This is a genomic window from Planosporangium flavigriseum, assembly GCF_011947225.1.
Classification (GTDB): Bacteria; Actinomycetota; Actinomycetes; order Mycobacteriales; family Micromonosporaceae; genus Planosporangium; species Planosporangium flavigriseum.
Genome location: NZ_JAATVW010000006.1, coordinates 21446 through 43526, shown reverse-complemented (window position 1 = coordinate 43526; position 22081 = coordinate 21446). Strand labels below are relative to the sequence as shown.

Sequence of the window (22081 nt, the reverse complement as noted above, 5' to 3'; positions counted from 1 at the left end):
GTGTTGTGGTGGCTCATGACGGCACGGAGCGAAGCGGAGTGTCGGCATGAGTAAGGCACTTGAAGGTCGCGGGATTGCCGGGCCACTGATCAAGCTGATCGTCTTCGCGGCCGTGACCCTGCTGCTGACCGGGCTGCTCGCCCAGACCCTCGGGTCGCTCACGTTCGGCGGCGGCAGGACGTACCGGGCCCACTTCACCGACGTGACCGGCCTGCTCCCCGGCGACGACATCCGCGTCGCCGGCGTCAAGGTCGGCCAGGTCACCAAGGTCAAGCTGGTCGACAACAAGGTCGCGGAGGTGGCGTTCACCGTCGACGACCAGGTACCGGTAGCGAACACGGTGCGGGCCAAGATCCGGTACCGCAACCTGGTCGGCCAGCGCTACATCGCCCTGTCGGAAGCGCCGGGTGGCGGGCAGCGACTGCGCGAGAACGGGCTGATCCCGCTGGCGCAGACCACCCCCGCCCTGGACCTGACCGTGCTGTTCAACGGCTTCCGGCCACTGTTCACGGCGCTGTCGCCCAACGAGGTCAACAAGCTGGCGTACGAGATCATCCAGGTCCTGCAGGGTGAGGGCGGGACGATGGCCAGCCTGCTGCAGCGCACCGCCTCGTTGACCAACACCCTCGCCGACCGCGACGCGGTGATCGGCCGGGTCATCACCAACCTCAACGCCGTACTGGGCACGCTGAGCGAGCGCCAGGACAACCTCGACCAGACCATCAGCCAGCTGCAGCAGTTCGTGTCGGGGCTGGCCGCCGACCGGACCGCCATCGGCAACGCGCTGGTGAACATGAGCGAGCTGACCGGCGCGACGGCGTCACTGCTCAACGACGCCCGGCCGCCGCTCGCCGCCGACGTGGACCGCCTGGGCACGCTCGCCGGGACGTTGAACAAGAACACCTCCGTGCTGGAGGGGACCCTCGACCGGCTGCCCAAGCGGTACGACGCCCTGATCCAGACCGCCTCGCAGGGGTCGTGGTTCAGCTTCTACCTGTGCGACTTCGACGGACGGGTCGGCCTGCCCGGCGCGCCCGACGTCAACCCGGCCACGTTCAGCTCGTCGGCCGCCCGCTGCACGAACCCGGGAGGTGCCCAGTGAAACCGTTCCGGGAACGCAACCCCGTCATCATCGGCGCGGTCGGGATCGCCGTCCTCGCGGCCATGGTGCTCGGCGCGTTCCGCGTCGCGGACCTGCCGCTGATCGGCGGCGGCATCGAGTACAAGGCCGCCTTCCGGGACGCCAGCGGCCTGGTGTCGGGCAACGAGGTACGCATCGCCGGGGTAAAGGTCGGCAAGGTCGACACGGTCGAACTGGCCCGCGGCAAGGCCGGCCCGTACGTGCGCGTGACGTTCCGCATCGAGGACAGCAGCGTACGGCTCGGCCGCGACACCGAGGCGATGATCCGGATCAAGACGGTGCTCGGCCAGAAGTACCTCGGGATCGCGCCGGCCGGGAACGGCAAGCTGGAGCCCGGGGCGCAGATCCCGCTGGAGCGTACGGCCTCGCCCTTCGACGTCGTCCAGGCCGTCAGCGGGCTGGCCGGAACGCTCGACCAGATCGACACCAAGCAGTTGGCGTCCGCGTTCACCGTGCTCTCGCAGACGTTCGCCGACACACCCGCGAGCGTGCAGGCCTCGTTGACCGGCCTGTCCCGGCTGTCGCAGACCGTCTCCGAACGGGACGAGCAACTGCGCGACCTGCTCACGCACGCCCGCAGCGTCACCTCGGTGCTGGCCAACCGGGACGAGGAGTTCCGCAAGCTGGTCACCGACGGCAACCTGCTGCTCGACGAGGTCAGCCGGCGCCGCGACGTGATCCACAACCTGCTGGTGACCACCAACGACCTGGCCAACCAGCTGTCCGCCCTGGTGGCCGAGAACCGCGCCCAGCTCGAGCCGGCGCTGCGCCAACTGCGCCAGGTCGTGGACACGCTGCAGCGCAACCGGGCCAACCTCGAGCATGCCCTGCAGTCCATGGGCCGGTTCGTGACCGTGTTCGCGAACGTCACCGGCAACGGTCGATGGTTCGACTCGTACGTCGCCGGAATGCTCCAGCCCTACCAACCCACTATCGGAGGTCGCTGATGAGGTGGCGCACCTGGGTGGCCGCCGGCACGGGCGTCATGCTCGTGGCGGTCGCCGGCGTCGCGGTGTGGCAGGCGCGCACGCCGGAGCGGCGGCTGGTCGCGAACTTCGAGAAGGCGGTCGGCATCGTCGAGGGCTCCGACGTGCGGGTGCTCGGAGTGAAGATCGGCCACGTGATCGCGGTGAAACCCCACGGCAAGACCGTACGGGTGGAGCTGGGTTACGACCCCACGTACGACATCCCGGCCGACGCCCAGGCCGTCGTCATCCCGCCGAGCGTGGTGAGCGACCGGTACGTCCAGCTCACCCCCGCGTACACCGGCGGCGCGAAGCTGGCGGACGGCGCGGAGCTACCGGTCTCCCGTACGGTGGTGCCGCTGGAGATCGACGACATCTACCGCTCGCTGGACGAGTTCAACAAGGCGCTCGGCCCGGACGGCGCCAACGCCGACGGGGCGCTGTCCACGTTGTTCGCCACCGGGCGGGCCAACCTGGAGGGCAACGGACAGAATTTGCACGACACCCTCGACGGGCTGTCCAAGGCGATGACGACGCTGTCGAACGGCCGGGAGGACCTCTTCGGCGGCCTCGCCAACCTGCAGAAGTTCACGACCGCGCTCGCCGAGAGCGACCAGCAGGTACGCAAGTTCAACAGCCAACTGGCCGACGTGTCCGAGCAGTTGGCCGGTGAACGCGACGAGCTGGCCGCCGCGCTGAAGAGCCTCGCCATCGCGCTCGCCCAGGTGACCGCGTTCGTCCGGGACAACCGCGAACAGCTCAGGTCCAACGTGGAGGGCCTCGCCGACGTGACCGGCACGCTGGTACGCCAGCAGCGGGCGATCATCGACATCCTCGACATCACGCCGCTGGCCCTGTCCAACCTCAATCTGCTGTACAACCCGACCTCGGGCACGCTGGACACCCGCAACAACGCGATGGGCCCGTACGACCCGGCCAGCTTCGTCTGCTCCCTCATGATCGACTCGCTAGCGGCGACCAAGGTGCCGCCGGAGTGCTTCGCGCTCGCGCAGACGCTCCACGCACACAACATGCCCATGACCGACCAGTTACGCCGCCTGCTCGGGCTGCCGCCCGGCGCCGCCCCGGCCGCGGCTGCGGCTCCCAGCGGGGCACCGGCGGCGGCACCCGCTCAGGCCCCGATGCCGAGTGGTGCCCTGGCCAGCGACCCGACGCTCGGCGGCATCCTGCGAGGTAAGCCATGACCCGTCGTTTCGCGCGCAGCAACGCGCTGACGAGCACAGCTCGTGCGGTCCGCTTGATGGTTCCCGCCGCGCTCACGGTGACGCTGACCGCCGGCTGCACCCCACCCAGCCTGGCCGACCTTCCCCTGCCCGGCGGCGGGCCGAGCGGGGACGCGTACCACGTGACGGTCGAGTTTTCCGACGTCCTCGACCTGGTGCCGCAGTCCGCGGTGAAGGTCAACGACGTGACCGTCGGCAGCGTCGAGAAGATCTCGCTGTCCGGCTGGACCGCGCGGGTCCGCCTGAAGGTCGACAAGAAGGTGCACCTCCCCGACAACGCGACCGGAGCGGTCCGGCAGACCAGCCTGCTGGGTGAGAAGTTCGTGGCGCTGTCGGCACCGACCGGTGAGAAGGCGGTCGGGAACCTGTCCGAGGGCGACGTCATCCCGTTGAGCCGTACCCGGCGCAGCGCGGAGGTCGAGGAGGTCCTCGGCGCGCTCGGACTGCTGCTCAACGGCGGTGGCCTGGCCCAGCTCAAGACGATCAACGAGGAGCTGGGCAAGGCGTTCGACGGGCGGGAGGAGAACGCCCGCGACGCGCTGCGTCAACTGAACACCTTCATCAGCGGCCTGGACGCCCAGAAGGCCGACATCGTGCGCGCCATCGACGCGCTGGACCGGCTCAGCGCGCGGATGAACGGGCAGCGCGCGACCATCGGCGGCGCGGTGGACTCCCTCGCGCCCGGTTTGAAGGTGCTCGCCGAGCAGCGCGCTCAGCTCACCACCGCGCTGACCGCCCTCGGCGAGCTGGGCCAGGTCGGCACCCGGGTGATCAACCAGACCCGCGACAACACCGTCGCCAGCCTGCGCGCGCTGCAGCCGATCCTGTCAGAGCTCGTCGCCGCCGGTGATCACTTCCCCAAGTCGCTCGACTTCATGCTGTCGTACCCGTTCCCGCCGAACGCGGACCAGAACATCGTCGACGGCGCGATGAATCTGCACCTCACACTGGACCTGAACGCGGCGAACATCCTGTCGAACCTGCTGATCGCGAACTCACCGGCCGGGGCCGCACCGCCAACGGTCGCCACCGTTCCGCGCACACCGGCGCTGCCGGCCGTCCCACCGGTACTGGGCAACGTCCTGCCGCCGATCTGCATCCCCCTGGACCAGGTGCTCCCCGGCCTCGACAAGCTATCGGCCGGGTGCACCCTGCCGCCGGAGTGCAAGTCGCTGCCGCCGGGCAGCCCGATTCCGCCCGGTGGTTACCTGCCGCCGGACGGTGTGGTCGCGCCCGGCACCGTCCTGCCCGCGGGCGCCCGGCTCATCCCGGGCACGATCCTCACGCCGGCCTGCATCCTGCCCCCCGCGCCCGGCGTACCGGCTCTGCCCGTGGCGCCGCCGGGTAGCGCGACCGGCGAAATCATCGGCCAGGTCGGTGGCCTGATCGACGTCCTCAAGGGAGGGCTGCACCCGTGATCACCCGTACCGTCCGGCTCCAGGTCATCGCATTCCTCGTGGTGAGCGTGCTCGGCATCGTCTACGTCGCGGTCAACTACGTGCGCCTCGGTGACCGGCTCGTCGGCAGCGCCTACCGGATCCACGCCGACTTCGACGAAGCCGGCGGCATCTTCACGAACGCGCCGGTGACGTACCGGGGCGTGTCCATCGGGCGGGTCGTCGGGGTGAACCTCCACGACGGTGGGGTACGGGTGGACATGCGGGTGGAGGGCGGCAACCGGATCCCGACCGACCTGCACGCCGTGGTCACACAGCGCTCGGCAGTCGGTGAGCAGTACGTGGATCTGCGCCCCAACACGGACGCGGGCCCGTACCTGGCCGACGGCGGGGTGATCCCGCGCAGCAAGACCGGCCGGCCACTGCCCCCCGAGGTCCTGCTGACCAACCTGGACGCCCTGGTCGGGTCGGTCAACGCGCAGGACCTGACGACCGTCATCGACGAGCTTGGTACCGCGTTCGAGGGCAGCGAACTGGCCCTCAAGCGCCTGCTCGACGCCAACAGCGCGCTGCTGGAGGAAGCCAACCGGACGTTGCCGGAGCAGCAGACCCTCATCCGCGACGGCAAGACCGTCCTCACCACGCAGATCGCCTCCTCGGACGCGATCCGCCGGTGGGCCGCCGCGCTGGCGGAGCTGAGCGCGACGCTGCGCAGTTCCGACCCGGATCTGCGCAAGTTGCTGGCGAACGGACCGCCCGCGGCACAGCAGCTCGTCGGCCTGCTCGACGATCTGGACCCGACCATCGGGACGCTGCTCGGCAACCTCATCACGGTCAACGGCATCACGGCGCGCCGGCTGCCCGGCTTCGAACAGGCGCTCGTCGTGTACCCGATGGTGGTCGCCGGTGGGTTCACCGTCGTGCCCGGCGATGGCACCGTCCACTTCGGCCTGGTCACCAACGCCGGCGATCCGCCGTCGTGCAACTACGTGGCCAGCGGCCAGCCGCAGGTCTGCACGGCGGCCGAGCTGCGGCAGGGCTCGAACATCCGGGGCTCCCAGCGCGCGCCGCGCCCTGGCGGCGCCGAGCCGGCGCCGCCGGGGCCGTCCTCGGGCGGTCCGTCGTCGTCCGCGCCTGGCCAGAACGTCACCGGCTACGACCCGGCGACGGGTCTGATCACCGGCCCTGACGGCCTGCCGCTACAGTTCGGCGGCACCGGTGGGCAGTACCAGCTGGCGGGTGAGCAGTCCTGGAAGCACCTACTGCTCGCTGGCCTGGCGCCGTGAGCGGAGTTGAGGAGGCGAGAATGTCGGCACGTACGAGACTGAAGGCAGCTGCGGGGGATCCCGTACGCCGCCGAACAGTCGTCCGCCGCCCGCTCCGCCAGGGGGAGGGTGAGTCGCCTGCCGAAGAGCGTGACGCGAAGACGCCGGCCGAGAAGCTGGCGACCGAGGCGCCGACGGAGACGTCGACCCGGACATCGACCGAGGCTGCGCGTCGTGGAGCCGCCGGCGGTCGGACCCGCCGCGCGTTCCGCGGCCCGCGACTGGTTGTCACCTGCCTCGCGATCGCCCTCGCGGCCGCGGTGGCGGCGGCCGGCTTCGCCGGCTACGGCTGGTACGCCCAGCAGCGCCTGGACGAGGCACACCAGCAAGCCCTCGCGGCGGCCCGACAGACGACGGTCAACTTCGTGTCGGTCAGCGCCGCGACGGTCGACCGCGATCTCAAGCGGGTGACCGACGGTGCCACCGGGGACTTCAAGGACGAGTTCACCCGGGGTGCGCCACAGGTGCGCGCCGCGGTGGTGGAGAACAAGGTCGAATCGCGCGGCTCGGTCCTGCGCGCCGCGCTCGTGTCCGGGGACAACGACTCGGCCGTGGTGCTCGTCGCCGTCGACGCCACCGTCAAGAACGTCAAAGCCCCGCAGGGCCGGCTGTCGCACTACCGGATCCAGGTCAACGTGACCAAGGACGCGAAGTCCGGGCAGTGGCTGGTGTCGAAGCTGCAGTTCGTGGGTTGATCGGAGGCCGTGATGCGAGGTTCTGACAATGCCGGCCGGGCGTCCGGCGCCCCGGGCCGCCGTCTGGTGATCGTGCTCTCGGTCGCGATCGTACTGTTCGCCGGCCTCGCCGGCGCGGCATGGTACGGGCAGCACCGTGCCGACCAGCGCGACAGCGCCGGCCGGGACTCGATGGCGGCGGCCAAGACCGCCGCGCAGGCGATCTTCTCGTACGACTACCGCACCTTCGACACGAGCATCGCCAACGGCAAGACGTTCGCGACCGGCCCGTTCGCCAAGGAGTACGCGCAGACCACCTCGACGCTGAAGGAAGCGGCGCAGAAGGAGCAGGCCATCGTGCGGGCTCAGGTCTCCGCCTCGGGCGTCATCACCGCCGCTCCCGACCGCGTCGAGGTGCTGCTGTACGTGAACCAGTACCGCCGCAACGTCAACATCGTCGGTGAGAAGGTCGACCAGAACCGGGTGACGCTCACGATGGTCCGGGTCGGTAACGACTGGCGGGTGTCGGGCGCGGCCGCCGTCTGAGGCGACCCGCGGACCAGCCGGCGGGCCGCCGCCTGTGGCGACCTGCCGGCTGTGGGCTCAGGACGTGGCCGGCGGCTGCGGGGCGGCCAGACCGGCGGCCAGCAGGCGGAAGATCTCGTCCGAGAGTCGGATGTACCCCTCGACGCCGCTGCCCGGTTCCCAGCGGGTCACGGAGAGGTGTGTCATCACGCCCGCAACGCGCGCCAGGAGCTCCGGATAGAGATCGCCCGGTTCACATCCGGCCCGGGCGGCCGCCCATTCGGTGATGACCTCGTGGTACTTCGCGTACGAGGCGGCCTGGCGCGTGACCAAGGCCTGGTTGGCTGCGAGCAGTGCCGACGTGTCCTGAACGCCGGCCGCGTGCTCCTTCAGCACCACGAGGGTCGCCCGCCACAAACCCTCCAGCGGGGTCTCATCGAGCGGTCGGCGCGCCAGTTCCGACGCCAGCAGCTCGACCTTGCCCATCTCCGGGTCGACGACGGCGGCTTCCTTGGACTCGAAGTAGTTGAAGAACGTGCGCTTGGAGACGTTCGCGGCTTCCGCGATCTCCTCGATCGTCACGTTGGCCAGGCCCCGCTCGCCCACCAGGCGCCGCGCCGCGGACTGCAGCGCCCGGAACGTCTCGAGCTTCTTGCGCTCGCGCAGCCCAAGGGGCACGCGGGCCGGCACCGCCTTCCGCTCGGCGGGGTCCACGGCATCAGCGGCTTCCATACACTTCCTGCCCAAATAAGCTACAAATAGGACTAACAACCATAAAGCTACACAAACATTACCCTCAGCCTGGCTACGCGCGGAGGCGACTCACCGACGGGGAGACACACCGCTGGACGGATCCAGGCCACCGGCGAGCAGGTCGAAGATCTCCTCCGCCAACCGGAGGAACCCTTCGTCGCCCGTCTCCGGCCGCCACCGCGCCACCGTCAGCTGGCGCATCACGTTCGTCACGCCCGCCAGCAGCGCGGGGTACACGTCGGTCGCCGGATCGGTGCCGGTCCGCGCGGCGGCCCACTCGACGATGACCTTCTCGAACCCCGCGAACGCGTTCAGCTGGAACCCGGCCAGGCTCGGCTCGGCCCGGACCAGCGCGGTGAGCTCCTGCAGCTCGTGGGCGTAGCACCTGAGCGTGGTGACACAGGCCGCCCGCAGCGCCTGAAGCGGGGGCTCGTCGACCGGCCGGGCCGCCAGTTCGTCCGCCAGACGCTCGGCCCGGCCCGGCTCCCGGTCGAAGATCGCGGCTTCCTTCGACTCGAAGTAGTTGAAGAACGTGCGCTTGGAGACGTTCGCGGCTTCCGCGATCTCCTCGGTCGTCACGTTGGCCAGGCCCCGCTCGCCCACCAGGCGCCGCGCCGCGGACTGCAGCGCCCGGAATGTCTCGAGCTTCTTACGCGCCCGCAAGCCCATCGGCGGCTCGACCGACGCCGCGGTCTCCCCGCCGGGACCACCTACCCGATCCCCGTCTTCGGAGAGGGTGGCGATCGCTTGCATGTGCACTCCTACCCTGAAGCCGCCCGAGTCCCGGGTGTCCACTTTACGGACAAGAATGACCATTATACGGAGAGAGAGATCGGAGGCCCAGCTGCCCGAAATGTGAAGCGGATTACCGTTGGCGCCCTTCGACGTAGCGGCCCCGACACCGCGCCCCCGACACCGCGCCCCCGACACCGCGCTCCCGACCTAACCAAGCCTGGCCCCGACATGGAGCGCCACCGCGCCATGAGCGCCCAGGTCACCCTGGAACCAGCCGTACGCGTCGACGGTGATCACCCGACCGGTACACGACCCGCCACGAATGTCAATCTGCTGATGCGAATCAACTGATCACCAATGTTTTCAGACGTTGGTATGCGTGAATTCTTCTCCAACGGTGGGAGCGGAGGGCACACCTCACCATGTGACCGCCGTCATGAACGATCCTTGACCCATGGCACAAGCGACCGCGATCGACAAAAGGACCCGCGCCCCTCACCCCGTACTACTCGGCCTCGCGATCGGGCTGGTCGCCGCGAACCTCCGGCCGGCGCTCGCCAGCGTCGGCCCGGTCCTCACCGATCTGCGGACGAGCCTCGGCCTGTCCGGGGCGGAGGCCTCGGCGCTGACCGCCGCCCCGGTCCTGTGCCTGGGCGCGGCGGCCGCCGCCGCGCCGGCCCTCGCACGCCGCTGGGGTATGGAACCGGTGATCGCCGCTATCCTCGCCGTGATCGGGGCCGGCCTGCTCCTGCGGGTCGGTGGCGGCACGACCGTGCTGTTCGCCGGCACGGTGCTGGCCAGCGGCGCCATCGCCATCGCCAACGTCCTCTTACCGGCCATCATCAAGCGGGACTTCACACAGGGCAGCGGCACCATGATGGGCGTGTACTCGATGGCCCTGACCGGCTCGGCGGCCGTCGCCGCCGGGGCGACGGTACCGATCGGCGATGCCTTGCGACTCGGCTGGCAGGGGGCGCTGGGCGCCTGGGCGCTGCCGGCGGTGGTGGCGCTCCTCGGCTGGCTGCCGTTCACCCGCAGCCGGCACAGCCCGCCGGCGAGCCGAACGAGTGAGGGGTCGCTCCTGCGCGATCCGCTCGCCTGGCAGGTGACCGTCTTCTTCGGGCTGCAGTCGCTGTCGTTCTACGCGGTCCTGGCCTGGCTGCCGTCGATCTACCGCGACCACGGCTACAGCGCCGCCGCGGCCGGGCTGTTGCTGTCGACCTCGGTGCTGGTGCAGATCCCGATCTCGCTCGTGCTGCCGAGCCTCGCGGCCCGGATGCCCGCGCAGCGTGCCCTCATCGCCGGCGCCACGCTGGTGACCATCGTGGGTCTGGCCGGTGTCCTGCTGGCCCCGACGGCTGCGCCGTATCTGTGGGTGCTCCTGGTCGGGGTGGGCCAGGGCAGCGCGTTCCCACTCGGGCTCACGCTCTTCGTCCTGCGTACCCGCACGACCGCCGATACCGCCCGGCTGTCGGCGATGGCGCAGACGTGCGGATACCTCATCGCGGCCAGCGGGCCACTGCTCGTCGGCACGGTCCACGACGCAACCCGGTCGTGGACGCCGGCGATCGCGCTGCTCCTCCTGCTCGCCGTACCGCAACTGGTGACCGGCGTGCTGGCCGGCCGCAACCGCTACGTCGGCCCGGCGCAGCAGCCGTCACCCCACCGGCCCGGGTCCTGATCTTTCCCTATCGATGTGAGATGTCGGTTCTTGCGAAGAGTGTCGTACTCTTACGGTAGATCGCGGGCCTCCTGCGGACGCCCGCGGCGTGGTGTTGCCACTCGCCTGGCCCCTTCGAAGGAGCTCGACACATGATCAAGCGTTCGCGCCTGTTCGGCGCGAAGACCCGCGTCACCTTCACCCTGCCGGCCGACGAGCCAGCCGGCGAGGTCAGCGTCGTGGGCACGTTCAACGACTGGGAGCCGGGACGGCATGTGCTCGTCGCCCGCCGCAACGGGTCCCGGAGCATCTCGATCACGCTTCCGCCGGGCGAACACCGGTTCCGCTATCTCGCCACGGGTGGCGTCTGGCTAGATGACGAGACGGCCGACGAGATCGAAGACCAGGCGAGCGTTATCCGGACCTAGAACCCTCAGCGGGTACGCGGCCGCGCCGGCCGGACCGCAGCGGAGCGATGGCGCAGTCCGGCCGGGATACGCCGGCGCAGGCCACCGGGCGAGAGCCTGGCGAGCGACGCGGCGGCGGGTCCTCTCGCGGGGGCGACCCGTCCGATCGCGTACGCCGCCTCTTCGGCGTCCGGGTCGATCTCGTCGAGCAACCGGTCGAGGTGCTCGAGCACCGCACCGTGTGCCCGCCAGATCTCCGGCTCCTTCCCCGCGTCCACCCGTAGCGCGCTGCTCGCGACGTCGCGCAGGGTGCGGGCGCGCCGCACCGCCTGCCGCAGCCCGTCAGCGTCTCCCGCCGGACCGGCCACATCGGACGCGACCAGCCGGCCGAACGCCGTGACGGCCTCCCCCGCCGCGTCGAGCAGTGCCGCGAGCGGCCGGCGCACCTCCGGGCCGGGCGTGTCCGTCCCCGACACCCGGTCGACCCGGTCGACGAGGCAGCGGCAGGTGACGCGGACGTGGATCGTCGAGTACTCGAGCGCGGTCAGCCCTGAGCGCAGTCTTTTGGGCACGTGGGCGGCTCGGCGACGCGGGTTGAGCCGCAGACTGTTCTCGGCCCGGTTCAGGGCGCTGCGGGCAGTGCGAACCGCCACCTCCAGGCCACGGGCGCGTCGCAGCGCGTCCGCCGCGTACTCACGGGTCCAGTCCTCGTCGATGTCGGCGGCGACCGAGTGCAGCAGGTCGCCGAGCTCCTCGGCCAGTTCACCGATGGCGTCGCCGGCCGGTTGGACGTACACGGGCGGCGCCAACAGGCTGACCAACACCCCGACCACGGCGCCGATCAGCGTCTCGTACACCCGCCCCAGCCCGACCTGCGTGTGGCTGCTGACGGCGAGGACGAACATCGCGCTGATCGGAACCTCGACCGCGTGGTCGCCCAGTCGCAGCAGCCGACCGAGGACGAGCGCCGCGAGCACCGTGATACCCAGGCTCCACCACGTCAGGCCGACCACCGAGGACAGCAGCGCCGCGAGCACGACGCCGACGACCACGCTGCCGATGCGCTGCCATCCGTGCCGGATGGTGTCGTAGAGCGTGACCTGGACGATCAGCAGTGCGGAAAGCGCGGCCAGCAGGGGCGGCTGTGCGCCATGCAGCAGGCCTTCGGCGACGACATAGGCGGCGACGGTCGCGACCGCGACCTTCGCGGTCTGCGAACCGGGCAGCCGGCCGTTGCGGCGCACCGGTACCCGAGGCCGGCGGGTCCACCACAGCGTCTTCGCAGGGCGGACGGCGCCGTCTGAGCGAGCAGCACCGGCCGAGCCGGCCGAGCCGGCATCGGCAGCCGCGCCGGGCGGCGTGACCAGACGGAGGGCAGAAGGGTGACCGGCCGCCGCTGCCCGCAGCCGGGCCCGGCTCGCCCCGGCCGGCGGCGAGGATCGGCCAGACCTACGAAGGCGAGCAATTGCCGGCAGCGGCGGCCGGCCCCGAGTCAGCGTCCGTCCACGGCCCGACGCCCTCATAGCTTCCACTCCCGTTAGACCGCCGCACCGATACGACCGATCAACGATCATCTTACGAGTCAGATCCGCCAATGTGAGCGAAAGCTACCAACGGCTCGATCACTCAGGCCGCGTTGGACCAGCGACGCAGTCCCTGCTGGATGCGTAGCCGAATACCCACCGGCGACAGCGCGGGAGACGCCGTGGTGACGGGCGGCACCAGGGTGAGCCGGCTGATCGCGTACGCCGCCGCGTTGCCACCCGGGTCCACGTCGTCGAGCAGCCGGTCGAGGTGCGAGAGCATCGCGCCGTGCACCCGCCAGAGCTTCGGCTCCTTCTTCGCGTCGACCAGAAGCGAGTCACTGGCCCGGTCGCGCAGGGAGCGGGCGCGCCGCGCCGCCTGCCGCAGCCCGTCGGCGTCCTCCGTCGTCCCGCCCACATCGGACGTGACCAGCCGGCCGAACGCGATAACCGCCTCCCCGGCGGCGTCGAGCAGCCCGGCCAGGTCCTGGCGCACTTCCGGGTCGGGCAGATTCGCCACCGCCACCCCTTCGACCCGGTCGGCCAGGCAGCGGCACGTCACGCGTACGTGGATCACCGAGTACTCGAGCGCGGTCAGCGCCGAGCGGAGCCGCTCGGGTACGTGGGCGGCGCCGCGACGCGGATTGAGCCGCAGGCTGTCCTCGGCCCGGGCCAGCGCGCTCTGGGCGGCGCGGACGTGACCCTCCAGGCCACGCGCGCGCATCAGCGCGTTCAGTGACCGCTCGACGGTCCAGCCCCGCGCGACGTCGGTCGCGACCGCGCGCAGCAGCCCGCCCAGCTCGTCGGAGAGCTTGCGGATGGCGTCGCCGGCCGGCTGGACGTGCACCGCCGGAGCGACCAGGCTCACGAGGACACCGACCGCGGCACCGATCAGCGTCTCGGACACCCGGTCGAGGCCGCCGTGGCTGCCGCTGCCGAGGGCGAGCACGAGCATCGCGTTGACCGCGACCTCCGGCGAGTGGTCGCCCATCCGGAGCAGCTGACCCGCGCCGAGCGCGGCCAGCACGGTGACGCCCAGGCTCCACCACGTCAGGCCGAACACTGCGGACAGCAGCGTCGCGAGCAGCACGCCGACCACCACGCTGCCGATGCGCTGCCAGCCGTAGCGGATGGTGTCGTAGAGCGTCACCTGGACGACCAGCAGCGCGGTCAACGCCGCCAGGATCGTGGGGCGGTGCCCGCCCAGTACCTGGTCGGCGACGACGTACGCGGCGACCGCCGCGACCGTCACCTTCGCCACCTGGGCGCCGGTGAACTTGTCGGTGTGGCGCGTCGGCGACCCCGGCGGGCGGCCCCACCGCGTCGGGTCGCCTTTGCCGGTGAGACCGACCGAGCCGGCCACGGCGACCACACGGGCGGTGACACGGCGGACGGCCGGCAGTTGCAGCCGGCCGTCAGTCAGCGTGTGTCCGCGGCCCGTCGCCGCCATATGGTTCTCTCCCGCTCCGTCGGTCACCGCGCACATCCGGCTCCGGGGCGCGCCAAGGTGAGGTCCTACCCAGTGAAGGCGGCACCGGGAGCCGATCCGGTTCGCGCTCGGGAGCAAAACCGGTTCACGCGCTGGTAACCGGCGTCACACGTCAATCGACGAGTGCCGAGTAGACGAGCTGACGCAGCTGGGTGCGCACCGGGTACGCGTTCTCCGGCATCAGCTGGGTGAAGAACATCGCGGTGAGCTCCTCGGCCGGGTCGACCCAGAACGTCGTGCTCGCCACGCCGCCCCAGCCGTACGCGCCGAAGCCGGCGGGCACCCGGCCCGGCACCGGGTCGTCCACCACCGCGAAGCCGAGCCCGAAGCCGACGCCCTCGAACGCGGTCTCCGCGAAGTCGCTTCTCGACAGTCGGCCGAGGTCGGCGTCGCCGGGCAGGTGGTTGCGGGTCATGAAATCCACCGTGCGGCTGCTGAGCAGCCGCTCTCCGTTCAGCTCTCCCCCGCGCAGCAGCATCTGGGTGAAGCGGTGGTAGTCGGTGGCCGTCGAGATGAGCCCGTGGCCGCCCGACAGCATGTTCGGCTTCATCAGCGCCAGCCGGCCGACGTCGTCGGCGTGCGCGGCGTGGCCGTCGACGGGGTGCGGCGCGTACAGCCCGGCCAGTCGTTCCTTGTCGGCTTCCTCGACCCACCAGCGGGTGTCGGCCATGCCGAGGTGGCCGAAGATCCGCTCGGCGAAGAAGCCGTCGAGCGTCTCCCCGCTGACCACCTCGACCAGCCGGCCGAGCACGTCGGTGGCGACCGAGTAGGCCCACGCGGTGCCGGGCTCGAACAGCAGCGGCAGCCGGGCCCAGACCTCGCACGCGTCGCGGAGGGTGTGGGTGGCCGGCGGGTACAGGTCGAAGCCCTCGTTGCCGTACATCTCGTCGACGGGGGTGTTCTGCAGGAAGCCGTACGCGAGGCCGGAGGTGTGGGTGAGCAGGTGCCACACCCGGATCGGCTCCGTCGCCGGCAGCGTCTGCGGGCGCCGCGCCGAGCCCTTGTTGTACACCCGCATGTCGGCGAACTCCGGCAGCCACCGGCTGATCTCGTCGGTGAGTTCGAACAGTCCCCGTTCCCACAGCATCATGGCCGCGACCGAGGTGATCGGTTTGGTCATCGCGAACAGCCGCCACAGCGCGTCCGGCCGGACCGGCACCCGCTCCTCGCGCTTGAGGTAGCCGTACATGGAGGCGTGCGCGACCTCACCGCGGCGGGTCACCACGAGCTGCCACCCGGGTAGGCGGCCGGAGTCGACGTAGTGGGCGAAGTGCCGGTCGATGCGGTCCAGCCGAGTCGGGTCGAAGCCGAGCTGCGCGGGGTCCGCCGTGCGCTCCATCACCCGGAAAAGCCTAGTGCCGGTTCGGCTCGGCGGCAGGGCTGAGCGCAGGGGGCACTCTCACCGTCGAGCTGCGGTGAACCTCCCCGGTACGTGAGACAGGCTCGCCGTAAAGCTTTCCGGAAAGGCCGGACCGGTATCGTCGAGTGGTGAACACGAGCACCACACGGCGGGACACCGTCGACGACATCGTCGATGCCTGGCGCGCCGAACTCCCGGCCGCGGCCGGCCCGGAGTTGGAGCTGGGCAAGCGCGCCGCCCGACTCGCCGCGCTGCTGGGCGAGGCCACCAACGGGCAGCTGAGCCGCCTCGGCCTGACCAGGGCCGAGTACGAGGTGCTGGCCATCCTCCGCGCCGCCGGGCAGCCCTACCAGCTACGCCCCACCGATCTCACCAGCCGGCTGCTGTTGTCGTCGGGTGGAACGAGCAACCTGCTGCGCCGCCTGACCCAGATCGGCCTGGTCGAGCGGGAGGCCGATCCGCGCGACGCCCGCAGCTCGTGGGTGCGGCTCACCGTGAGCGGCATCGAGATCGCCGAAATGGCGGTACGCGCCGCGAGCGGGGCCCAGGCCACGCTGCTGCGGTCGGTCCCGGAAGCCACCGCCCGGGCCGCCATCGACGCGCTGCGGGAGGTCCTGGTCGCGCTCGGCGACGAGTCGCGTACCCCGATCAGGTAGGGGTCAGCGCAGCTCCAGCACCCTGCTGCCGCCGTCGGCCGCGGGCACCGGAAAGGGACCGGACGCGGCCGCGAGCGGCGCCCACAGCTGCCGGCGACCGAGGCCGGTGGTAGCCACGAAGGCGACCAGGACCGCCGCCGCGCCCAGCGCCGCGCCGGTGAACGCCTCGACGCTCGGCGTAACGCCGCCGGGCAGCACGAACATCACGAGAACGGCCGACATTACGGCCACGCCGCGGCGGATCCGCTCCGACCCGGCCACGGCGAGCGGCACGATCGCCCACAGCAGGTACCAGGGGTGCACGACCGGGCCGAGCACCACGAGCACGCCGAGACTCAAGCCCAGCGCGGTGACCGGGCCGAGCTGGGCGCTGTACCGCCACAGGCCCACGATGACGCACCCCGCCGCGACGAGCCCGACCGTCCACCAGGCGTGCATGGCCTGGTCGAGGCTCGCCAGCCCCAACCACTCGGTCAGCCGGCCAGTCACGTTACCGAGGTCGGTGGTGATGGACAGCCAGGTACGCGCGCGGGTCGGGGTGTTGAGCGCGTGGATCCAGCCGTACCCCGTGCCGGCGACCGCGGTGGCGGCGACCGCGGTCAACGCCGCGGACCCGACAGCACCCACCGCCGCCCGCGCCCACCGCCAGCGCCCGGTCAGCGCAGCCGCCCAGATCGGGACGACGAACGCGACAGCGAGCCCGGCCGGCGCCTTCACCAACGCGGCGAGGGCGATCAGCCCCGAGCCCAGTACGGGGTGCCGGTCCAGCGCGAACACCAGGCCGGCCGCCATCAGTCCGAGCATCAGCGCGTCGTTGTGGGCGTCGGCCACGAGATGCAGCAGCACGAGGGGGTTGAGCACGGACAGCCAGACCGCCGCGTTCGGCTCGACGCCGCACGCGCGGGCGAGCCGCGGTACCGACCACACCAGCAGTCCGACGCCGACGAGCGCCAGGATCCGCATCCCGATAACGCCCGACCAGGTGTGCTCGCCCGTCATCCGGGTCACCGAGCCCGCCAGGTCGAGGAAGACCGGTCCGTACGGCGCGGGGGTGAACTGCCAGATCGGCGGCACGTTCGCGCTGAGCGGCCCGCCCATGACGGCCGGGCCCGCGGTGTACGCGTCAATGCCCATCGCTGTCATCGCCCCTTGCGCGATGTAGCTGTAGACGTCGCCGCTGAACACCGGGGTGATGAGCACGAACGGCGCCGCCCACCAGCCCGCGGTGACCGCCAACTCGCGCCAGGACGGCCCCTGCGAGCGGCGGACGAGCGCGCCGATCCGCCACCAGGCCGCCAGCAGCAGGGTCAGCCCGACGTAGACGACGAGCACCGACAGCACCGCGGACTCACGCAGGTCGCGGACGCCGGGGAGGACGCCGGCCGGGTCGGTGAACGGCTGGACGCCGGCGAGCAGGCCGCCGATGGCGATGACGACAGCGCCGCTGGCGCCGACCGTGCGGCAGAAGGCGAGCCCGTACTTCGTGGTCGGGATCAGCACCCGGACGCTCCCGGCATCGGTGTTGGCCAGGTTTCCACAGCTCGAGTCACCTGGCGGACGGATGGTGTGTAACGGCGATCTTGTAGCTCTCGGTACTTTATCGGCGTCCGGCGCACGGCCGCGACCCGAAGACGGCACAGCGACGCTCGCATGCCCGATGAATCACGCCGCGTCAGCCTACTCACCGCGGACCGGTTGACCTCAAGTCACGTTGAACTTGCATGATCGATACCTTCCGACGATCGAAAGAGAAAAACGTGACGAACAGGCCACTCGCGCCGCCGTACCGGGGCCTCACCGTCGGCATGGTCGCGCTGGTCTCGCTGGTCGCGTTCGAGGCCGTCGCCGTGACGACCGCCATGCCGACCGTGGCACGCGCGCTGCACGGGCTTCCGCTGTACGCGCTGGCATTCGGGGGGACGCTCGCGGCCGGGGTGGTGGCGATGGTCATCTCCGGTGGGTGGAGCGACGCGAAGGGCCCCGCCGCACCGATGTGGACCGGGGTGTCCACATTCTGCGCCGGCCTGCTCCTCGCCGGTTCGGCACCCGACATGTGGCTGCTCGTCGCCGGCCGGGCCACCCAGGGGTTCGGCGGCGGTCTGATCACGGTGGCGCTCTATGTGGTCGTCGGTCGCGCGTACCCGTCGCACCTGCACCCCCGAGTGTTCTCGGCGTTCGCCGGGGCGTGGGTGGTGCCGTCGATCGCCGGCCCGGCACTGGCCGGCCTTATCGTCGAGCAGGCCGGTTGGCGCTGGGTGTTTCTCGGCATGGTGCTGCTCACCGTTCCGGCCGCGCTGCTCGTACGGTCGGGGCTGCGGCGGCTGCCTTCTCCCAGCGCCACGCCGAGGCCTGGCGGCGCCCGCGGGCAGCTGGCCCGTACGGGATGGGCGCTCGGCGCCGCCGCGAGCATGTGCCTGCTGCACGTCGGCGGTCAGCAGCGCGGCGCGGCCGCGCCCGTACTGATCGCCGCCGCCCTCGTCGGCCTGGTCGTGTTCGCGCCGCGCCTGCTGCCGCGCGGCACGTTCTCGGCGCGACCGGGCCTGCCCAGCGTCGTGCTGCTGCGTGGCCTCGCCGGGGCGGCCTTCATCCAGGCTGACGTCTTTCTTCCGCTGCTGCTGTCGCGGGAGCGCGGCTTCTCGCCCGCGACGGCCGGGCTGACGCTGACCATCAGCGGCGTGTCGTGGTTTCTCGGCTCCTGGTACCAGGGGCGCTGGGGCCAGCGGCTCCCCCCTGCCCGCAGGCTTCGGATCGGCCTGTGCACGATCGTCCTCGGCGTCGCGACCGCCGCGGCGTGCGTGGCCCCGGAGGTCCCGGTCGGGATCTGCGTCGCGGGCTGGACCTTCGCCGGCTTCGGCATGGGACTGTCCTACCCCACGATGTCGGCGCTGACACTGCAGCTGTCCACGCCGGCGGAGCAGGGCACCAACAGCTCGGCCCTGCAACTGGCCGACTCGCTGTTCTCCACCACCATGCTCGCGGTCGGCGGCACCCTGTTCGCCGCCTGGGTCACGTCGTCGCCCACGGCCGCCTACCTGTCCGGGTTCACGATCGCCGCGGCGCTGGCGCTCCTGGGCGTGTTCGTCGCGGTCCGGCCGTGCCGGTCGCGCGACTTGAGCCGCGTCGTCGGCATCTCCGGCGCCGGGAGCGGGTCGCCGGCGTAGCCCACGACCGTGCCGAACCGGCGTCCCGCCTGCCAGTCCTGGCGCGCCTCGACGATCTCGTCGTGCGTACGGCCGACGAAGTTCCACCACATGACGAGCGGCTCGGCGAACGGCTCGCCACCCAGGAGGAACAGGCGCGTGTCCACCGCCGCCTGCAGGACCACGTCGGACCGGCCGTCTCCCAGGTACAGCAGCGATCCGGGCGTCAGCGGAGCGCCGGTGACCCCGGCGGCGCCCGCGACCTCGGCGCCGCCGGTCATGGCGAGCACCGCGTACTCGAAGGCGGGATCGAGCGGCAGCCGCGTGACGGCGCCCGCCGGCAGCAGGATCTCGGCCCCGACCAGCGGCGAGTGCACCTGAGCGGGTGAGCGCGCCCCGTCGAGGCTACCCACGACGACGGTGATCTTCACTGCGCCGTCGTACCGGACGGGCACGGCCGCGTGGTGTTCAAAGCGCGGCGGCGCGTTGCGCGCTTCGTCGGGCAGGGCTATCCACAGTTGCAGCCCGTGCATGACCGGAGGGTGCGCGGCAGGCGACTCCTCGGAGTGCGCGATGCCCCGGCCAGCCGTCATCAGGTTCACCTGACCGGGCACGATCGTCTGCAGGCTGCCGAGGCTGTCGCGATGCAGGATCTCCCCCTCGACCAGCCAGCTGACGGTCTGCAGGCCGGTGTGCGGGTGCGGCGCGATCTGCATGCCCGGCCGTCCCGTCACGTCGTCCGGGCCGAAATGGTCGACGAAGCACCACGCGCCGACCATGCGCAGCGCCCGCTGCGGCAGCAGTCGACGAACCGTCGTGTACCGGCCGAGCGGTACGTCGTGGCCGGGCAGCAGGACGCTCGCCGGCTCACCGGTGACCGCGACGGCCGATGGTTCAGTCATGCCGTCGACTGTACGACCGTGCGAATACGCCGGTGCCCTTCCAGCACGATTTCGCGCTGGAAGGGCACCGGCGTTGTCAGCCGAGGGCGGCGCTGCGCGGGCTCGCCGATCTGCGATCCACGGCGTTGGCGTCGATCCACGCCTGCAGCGCGGGGCCGGACTCGAAACTGGTGATCATCGCGTACCGCGGGGCCTTGCCCGTGTGGTAGGCCGCGTGCCAGAGCCGCTCGGTGTCCACGACGAACTGGGCGCCGGCCGGCATCGGGATGCGATGCTCGGTGGCCGGATCGTCCTTGTCCTCGCGCAGGATCATGTAGCTGTCGGGGTCGTCGGTGAGGTTGAGCCAGGCCCGGACGACCCAGCCCGCGCCGTCGGGGTTCAACCGGTTGTTGTCGTCAAGGTGCAGGTGCTGCGCGGTGACCTCGGCTTCGCTTGTGGACGGTTGGAGCTTGATGATGCGTACCCGACCGAACCGGGCGCCGACCGACGTCACCCATCTGCGCAGGGTGGGGGCGCGCAGCGCGTTCGACGTCCAGATCCCGTCCTTGTCCGGCTTGCCGTGCTCCCAGAACCCACGGGGGTCGTCTTCTCCGGTGGCGGAGGCGAGGACCGCGAAGTTGCTGTCCCCGCCCGACTTCCAGTCCAGGTACGTGAGGCTCTCCCACTCGGCCGGGTCCAGGCGCTCCCGGAAAGCGCGTAGCACGACGAACCCGGTTTCCGACAGCACGGGCAACTTCTGGTGCCGCGCTTGGGTATCTGTCATTACTTCTCCCCATATCTACCGTTGCGGGCTGGACGGTGATAGCGCTCGACGGGACGGGGCACACGCCATTGGCGCGTGCCGCGTGGCGTGCCGTGTGGCGTGCGAGAGGGGCGCGACGGTGGCACCTGGCGTCGGGACCGCCGTGCGGGAACTTGGCGCGGCACGGCGATCTCGCCCGGCAGCCCTCTCCGTCGACGGCCCCGCCAAACAGCGGAACCGTTGTGAAATAAGGGATCGGGGCCGCTGCCGACCGTGCGGCATCCGTGGTGAGGAGCGGGCGCGAACGGGTGGCCGCCGGGTCGGCGGCGGGTGAGGGCTGTCACTGGCCGCAGGCGAGGCGTCACCGCTATCGTGCCCGAGTGATCCAGGTACGCGAGGCAACCGTCGAAGACGCCCCCGAACTGGTCCGGCTGCGAGCCGTCATGCTCGCGTCCCTCGACGGGACAGAGCCGGCCGCCGGTCCGTGGCAGGAGGCGGCGCTCCGGTCACTGCGTACGCGACTGGCCGAGCCGGCGGGGTCGCTGGTCGCCTTCGTCGTGGACGCGCCGCACCAGCCGGGGGCCCTGGCCTCGGCCGTGGTGGGCGTCATCGAACGCCGGCTGCCGAGCCCCGACAACCCGGCCGGTGACACGGGCTACGTGTTCAGCGTGGCGACCGACCCGCAGCACCGGCGGCGGGGATACTCGCGAGCGTGCATGCAGGCGTTGCTCGACTGGTTCCAGCGGCGCGGCGTCACCAGGGTGGACCTGCGGGCCTCGGCGGAGGGCGAGCCGCTCTACCGCTCCCTCGGTTTCGAGCGCACCCGCGACCCTGCGATGCGCCTCGTACTTCCCGACCGCATGCTGCCCGTGAAGGGAGCATGACACCATGAGACTGCCCGAGCCCGCGCGCTCCATCGCCGCCTGCGTCACCGACGCCGTCGCGGCCGCCCAGGCCGGTGACCGCGCCGAGTTCCAGGAGTCGGCCACCCGGCTGGCGGCGCTGAACCCGGAGCAGGTCGGGATGGTGCTGGGCGCCGTCGTGCGGTCGTTACTCGAGGACGTACACCCCGACGGGCTGGCGGGCGACGACGTACAGGCCGTGCTCGAGCGGTGCGTTCGCGCCACGGCCGGCTGGCTCCCCCAGGTCGACCCGGACGTCCTGGCCGCGCTGTTGGTGGGTGCGCTCGGCTTTCACGAGCCTTTCCGCCAGGACGCCGACGGCCAGGCCCGGCCACTGCGCCCGATGGACACCGCCGTGCACGCTCCGCTGCTGGTCGCCGACCTGCTCACGGTGTCGGAGCAGGGACTCGACGGTTACCTGAACGCCGCGTTCGCGGAGATCGCGCGGGCGGAGACGATGGAGATGCCCTGACCCGGGCTAACCCACCGGTACTAGCTCCAACGTCGGGGGAGAACACACCCGGCGTACCAGTCGGTACGA

At 71.3% G+C, this 22081-nt stretch carries 20 protein-coding genes and 1 pseudogene; 13 read left to right on the top strand and 8 right to left on the bottom strand.

What is annotated here, in order from left to right; translation table 11 throughout:
• Window positions 1-46 precede the first annotated feature (46 nt).
• The 7 genes from HC028_RS10955 to HC028_RS10925 are packed head-to-tail and all read left to right on the top strand — an operon-like array spanning window position 47 to window position 7292.
• Window positions 47-1102 carry an MCE family protein gene (locus HC028_RS10955; RefSeq protein ID WP_168076062.1) on the top strand — a complete coding sequence of 352 codons (1056 nt, stop codon included), beginning with the start codon at window positions 47-49 and terminating at the stop codon, window positions 1100-1102.
• Window positions 1099-2088 carry an MCE family protein gene (locus tag HC028_RS10950; protein ID WP_168076060.1) on the top strand — a complete coding sequence of 330 codons (990 nt, stop codon included), beginning with the start codon at window positions 1099-1101 and terminating at the stop codon, window positions 2086-2088. The genes HC028_RS10955 and HC028_RS10950 overlap by 4 nt, the downstream gene beginning before the upstream one ends.
• Complete coding sequence (locus tag HC028_RS10945) at window positions 2088-3311, top strand: MCE family protein (protein ID WP_239075212.1); 1224 nt, start codon at window positions 2088-2090, stop codon at window positions 3309-3311. The genes HC028_RS10950 and HC028_RS10945 overlap by 1 nt, the downstream gene beginning before the upstream one ends.
• Window positions 3308-4768 carry an MCE family protein gene (locus HC028_RS10940; RefSeq protein WP_239075211.1) on the top strand — a complete coding sequence of 487 codons (1461 nt, stop codon included), beginning with the start codon at window positions 3308-3310 and terminating at the stop codon, window positions 4766-4768. Before HC028_RS10945 ends, HC028_RS10940 begins: the two co-directional genes overlap by 4 nt.
• A complete protein-coding gene (locus tag HC028_RS10935) occupies window positions 4765-6033 on the top strand; it encodes an MCE family protein (RefSeq protein ID WP_168076056.1) in 1269 nt (422 codons plus the stop codon). Before HC028_RS10940 ends, HC028_RS10935 begins: the two co-directional genes overlap by 4 nt.
• 20 nt (window positions 6034-6053) lie before the next feature.
• Entirely contained in the window at window positions 6054-6767 is a 714-nt protein-coding gene (locus HC028_RS10930) for a hypothetical protein (RefSeq protein ID WP_168076054.1), read from the top strand.
• 12 nt (window positions 6768-6779) lie between these two features.
• A complete protein-coding gene (locus HC028_RS10925) occupies window positions 6780-7292 on the top strand; it encodes a hypothetical protein (protein WP_168076052.1) in 513 nt (170 codons plus the stop codon).
• Window positions 7293-7349: 57 nt separating this feature from the next.
• On the opposite strand, the gene HC028_RS10920 is transcribed toward HC028_RS10925, so the two are convergent.
• Entirely contained in the window at window positions 7350-8003 is a 654-nt protein-coding gene (locus HC028_RS10920; RefSeq protein WP_168076050.1) for a TetR/AcrR family transcriptional regulator, read from the bottom strand.
• A gap of 90 nt (window positions 8004-8093) precedes the next feature.
• The gene (locus tag HC028_RS10915) at window positions 8094-8777 is read right to left on the bottom strand and encodes a TetR/AcrR family transcriptional regulator (protein WP_168076048.1); all 684 of its coding nucleotides are present in this window, start codon (window positions 8775-8777) and stop codon (window positions 8094-8096) included.
• A gap of 436 nt (window positions 8778-9213) precedes the next feature.
• Between HC028_RS10915 and HC028_RS10910 the strand changes: the two genes are divergently transcribed.
• Both HC028_RS10910 and HC028_RS10905 read left to right on the top strand, forming a co-directional pair.
• Complete coding sequence (locus HC028_RS10910) at window positions 9214-10440, top strand: CynX/NimT family MFS transporter (protein ID WP_168076046.1); 1227 nt, start codon at window positions 9214-9216, stop codon at window positions 10438-10440.
• Between the two features lie 131 nt (window positions 10441-10571).
• Complete coding sequence (locus HC028_RS10905) at window positions 10572-10847, top strand: isoamylase early set domain-containing protein (RefSeq protein ID WP_168076044.1); 276 nt, start codon at window positions 10572-10574, stop codon at window positions 10845-10847.
• 5 nt (window positions 10848-10852) lie between these two features.
• Here the strand turns inward: HC028_RS10905 and HC028_RS10900 are convergent, their stop codons facing one another.
• The 3 genes from HC028_RS10900 to HC028_RS10890 form a co-directional block, all read right to left on the bottom strand.
• Complete coding sequence (locus tag HC028_RS10900; protein ID WP_168076042.1) at window positions 10853-12070, bottom strand: FUSC family protein; 1218 nt, start codon at window positions 12068-12070, stop codon at window positions 10853-10855.
• 382 nt (window positions 12071-12452) lie between these two features.
• Complete coding sequence (locus tag HC028_RS10895) at window positions 12453-13799, bottom strand: FUSC family protein (RefSeq protein ID WP_168076040.1); 1347 nt, start codon at window positions 13797-13799, stop codon at window positions 12453-12455.
• Window positions 13800-13950: 151 nt separating this feature from the next.
• Window positions 13951-15177, bottom strand: coding sequence for a serine hydrolase domain-containing protein (locus tag HC028_RS10890; RefSeq protein ID WP_168076518.1), 1227 nt, complete (start codon window positions 15175-15177; stop codon window positions 13951-13953).
• 149 nt (window positions 15178-15326) lie between these two features.
• Between HC028_RS10890 and HC028_RS10885 the strand changes: the two genes are divergently transcribed.
• Window positions 15327-15854 (top strand): MarR family winged helix-turn-helix transcriptional regulator, encoded by a 528-nt coding sequence (locus HC028_RS10885; protein ID WP_168076038.1) that lies wholly within the window; start codon window positions 15327-15329, stop codon window positions 15852-15854.
• Window positions 15855-15857: 3 nt separating this feature from the next.
• On the opposite strand, the gene mptB is transcribed toward HC028_RS10885, so the two are convergent.
• Complete coding sequence (gene mptB, locus HC028_RS10880) at window positions 15858-17354, bottom strand: polyprenol phosphomannose-dependent alpha 1,6 mannosyltransferase MptB (protein WP_168076036.1); 1497 nt, start codon at window positions 17352-17354, stop codon at window positions 15858-15860.
• Between the two features lie 221 nt (window positions 17355-17575).
• On the opposite strand from mptB, the pseudogene HC028_RS10875 reads away from it, so the two are divergent.
• Window positions 17576-18904, top strand: a pseudogene (locus HC028_RS10875) (MFS transporter); the annotation flags it as partial.
• Here HC028_RS10875 and HC028_RS10870 read toward each other — a convergent pair.
• On the bottom strand, window positions 18883-19896 hold the full coding sequence (locus HC028_RS10870) for a pirin family protein (RefSeq protein WP_239075210.1): 1014 nt from the start codon (window positions 19894-19896) through the stop codon (window positions 18883-18885). The pseudogene HC028_RS10875 and the gene HC028_RS10870 overlap by 22 nt on opposite strands.
• A gap of 76 nt (window positions 19897-19972) precedes the next feature.
• The gene (locus tag HC028_RS10865) at window positions 19973-20659 is read right to left on the bottom strand and encodes a hypothetical protein (protein WP_168076032.1); all 687 of its coding nucleotides are present in this window, start codon (window positions 20657-20659) and stop codon (window positions 19973-19975) included.
• A gap of 359 nt (window positions 20660-21018) precedes the next feature.
• Between HC028_RS10865 and HC028_RS10860 the strand changes: the two genes are divergently transcribed.
• Together HC028_RS10860 and HC028_RS10855 are read left to right on the top strand one after the other, a co-directional pair.
• On the top strand, window positions 21019-21522 hold the full coding sequence (locus HC028_RS10860) for a GNAT family N-acetyltransferase (protein ID WP_168076030.1): 504 nt from the start codon (window positions 21019-21021) through the stop codon (window positions 21520-21522).
• Between the two features lie 4 nt (window positions 21523-21526).
• On the top strand, window positions 21527-22012 hold the full coding sequence (locus HC028_RS10855) for a hypothetical protein (protein WP_168076028.1): 486 nt from the start codon (window positions 21527-21529) through the stop codon (window positions 22010-22012).
• The last annotated feature ends 69 nt before the right edge of the window (window positions 22013-22081 follow it).

Excerpts from the sequence above, each read along its gene's own strand:
- HC028_RS10955 (WP_168076062.1), top strand. The coding sequence starts at position 47 with ATGAGTAAGGCACTTGAAGGTCGCGGGATTGCCGGGCCACTGATCAAG.
- HC028_RS10945 (WP_239075212.1), top strand. The coding sequence starts at position 2,088 with ATGAGGTGGCGCACCTGGGTGGCCGCCGGCACGGGCGTCATGCTCGTG.
- HC028_RS10940 (WP_239075211.1), top strand. The coding sequence starts at position 3,308 with ATGACCCGTCGTTTCGCGCGCAGCAACGCGCTGACGAGCACAGCTCGT.
- HC028_RS10930 (WP_168076054.1), top strand. The coding sequence starts at position 6,054 with ATGTCGGCACGTACGAGACTGAAGGCAGCTGCGGGGGATCCCGTACGC.
- HC028_RS10925 (WP_168076052.1), top strand. The coding sequence starts at position 6,780 with ATGCGAGGTTCTGACAATGCCGGCCGGGCGTCCGGCGCCCCGGGCCGC.
- HC028_RS10920 (WP_168076050.1), bottom strand. The coding sequence starts at position 8,003 with ATGGAAGCCGCTGATGCCGTGGACCCCGCCGAGCGGAAGGCGGTGCCG.
- HC028_RS10915 (WP_168076048.1), bottom strand. The coding sequence starts at position 8,777 with ATGCAAGCGATCGCCACCCTCTCCGAAGACGGGGATCGGGTAGGTGGT.
- HC028_RS10910 (WP_168076046.1), top strand. The coding sequence starts at position 9,214 with ATGGCACAAGCGACCGCGATCGACAAAAGGACCCGCGCCCCTCACCCC.
- HC028_RS10905 (WP_168076044.1), top strand. The coding sequence starts at position 10,572 with ATGATCAAGCGTTCGCGCCTGTTCGGCGCGAAGACCCGCGTCACCTTC.
- HC028_RS10895 (WP_168076040.1), bottom strand. The coding sequence starts at position 13,799 with ATGGCGGCGACGGGCCGCGGACACACGCTGACTGACGGCCGGCTGCAA.
- HC028_RS10890 (WP_168076518.1), bottom strand. The coding sequence starts at position 15,177 with ATGGAGCGCACGGCGGACCCCGCGCAGCTCGGCTTCGACCCGACTCGG.
- HC028_RS10870 (WP_239075210.1), bottom strand. The coding sequence starts at position 19,896 with ATGACTGAACCATCGGCCGTCGCGGTCACCGGTGAGCCGGCGAGCGTC.
- HC028_RS10865 (WP_168076032.1), bottom strand. The coding sequence starts at position 20,659 with ATGACAGATACCCAAGCGCGGCACCAGAAGTTGCCCGTGCTGTCGGAA.
- HC028_RS10855 (WP_168076028.1), top strand. The coding sequence starts at position 21,527 with ATGAGACTGCCCGAGCCCGCGCGCTCCATCGCCGCCTGCGTCACCGAC.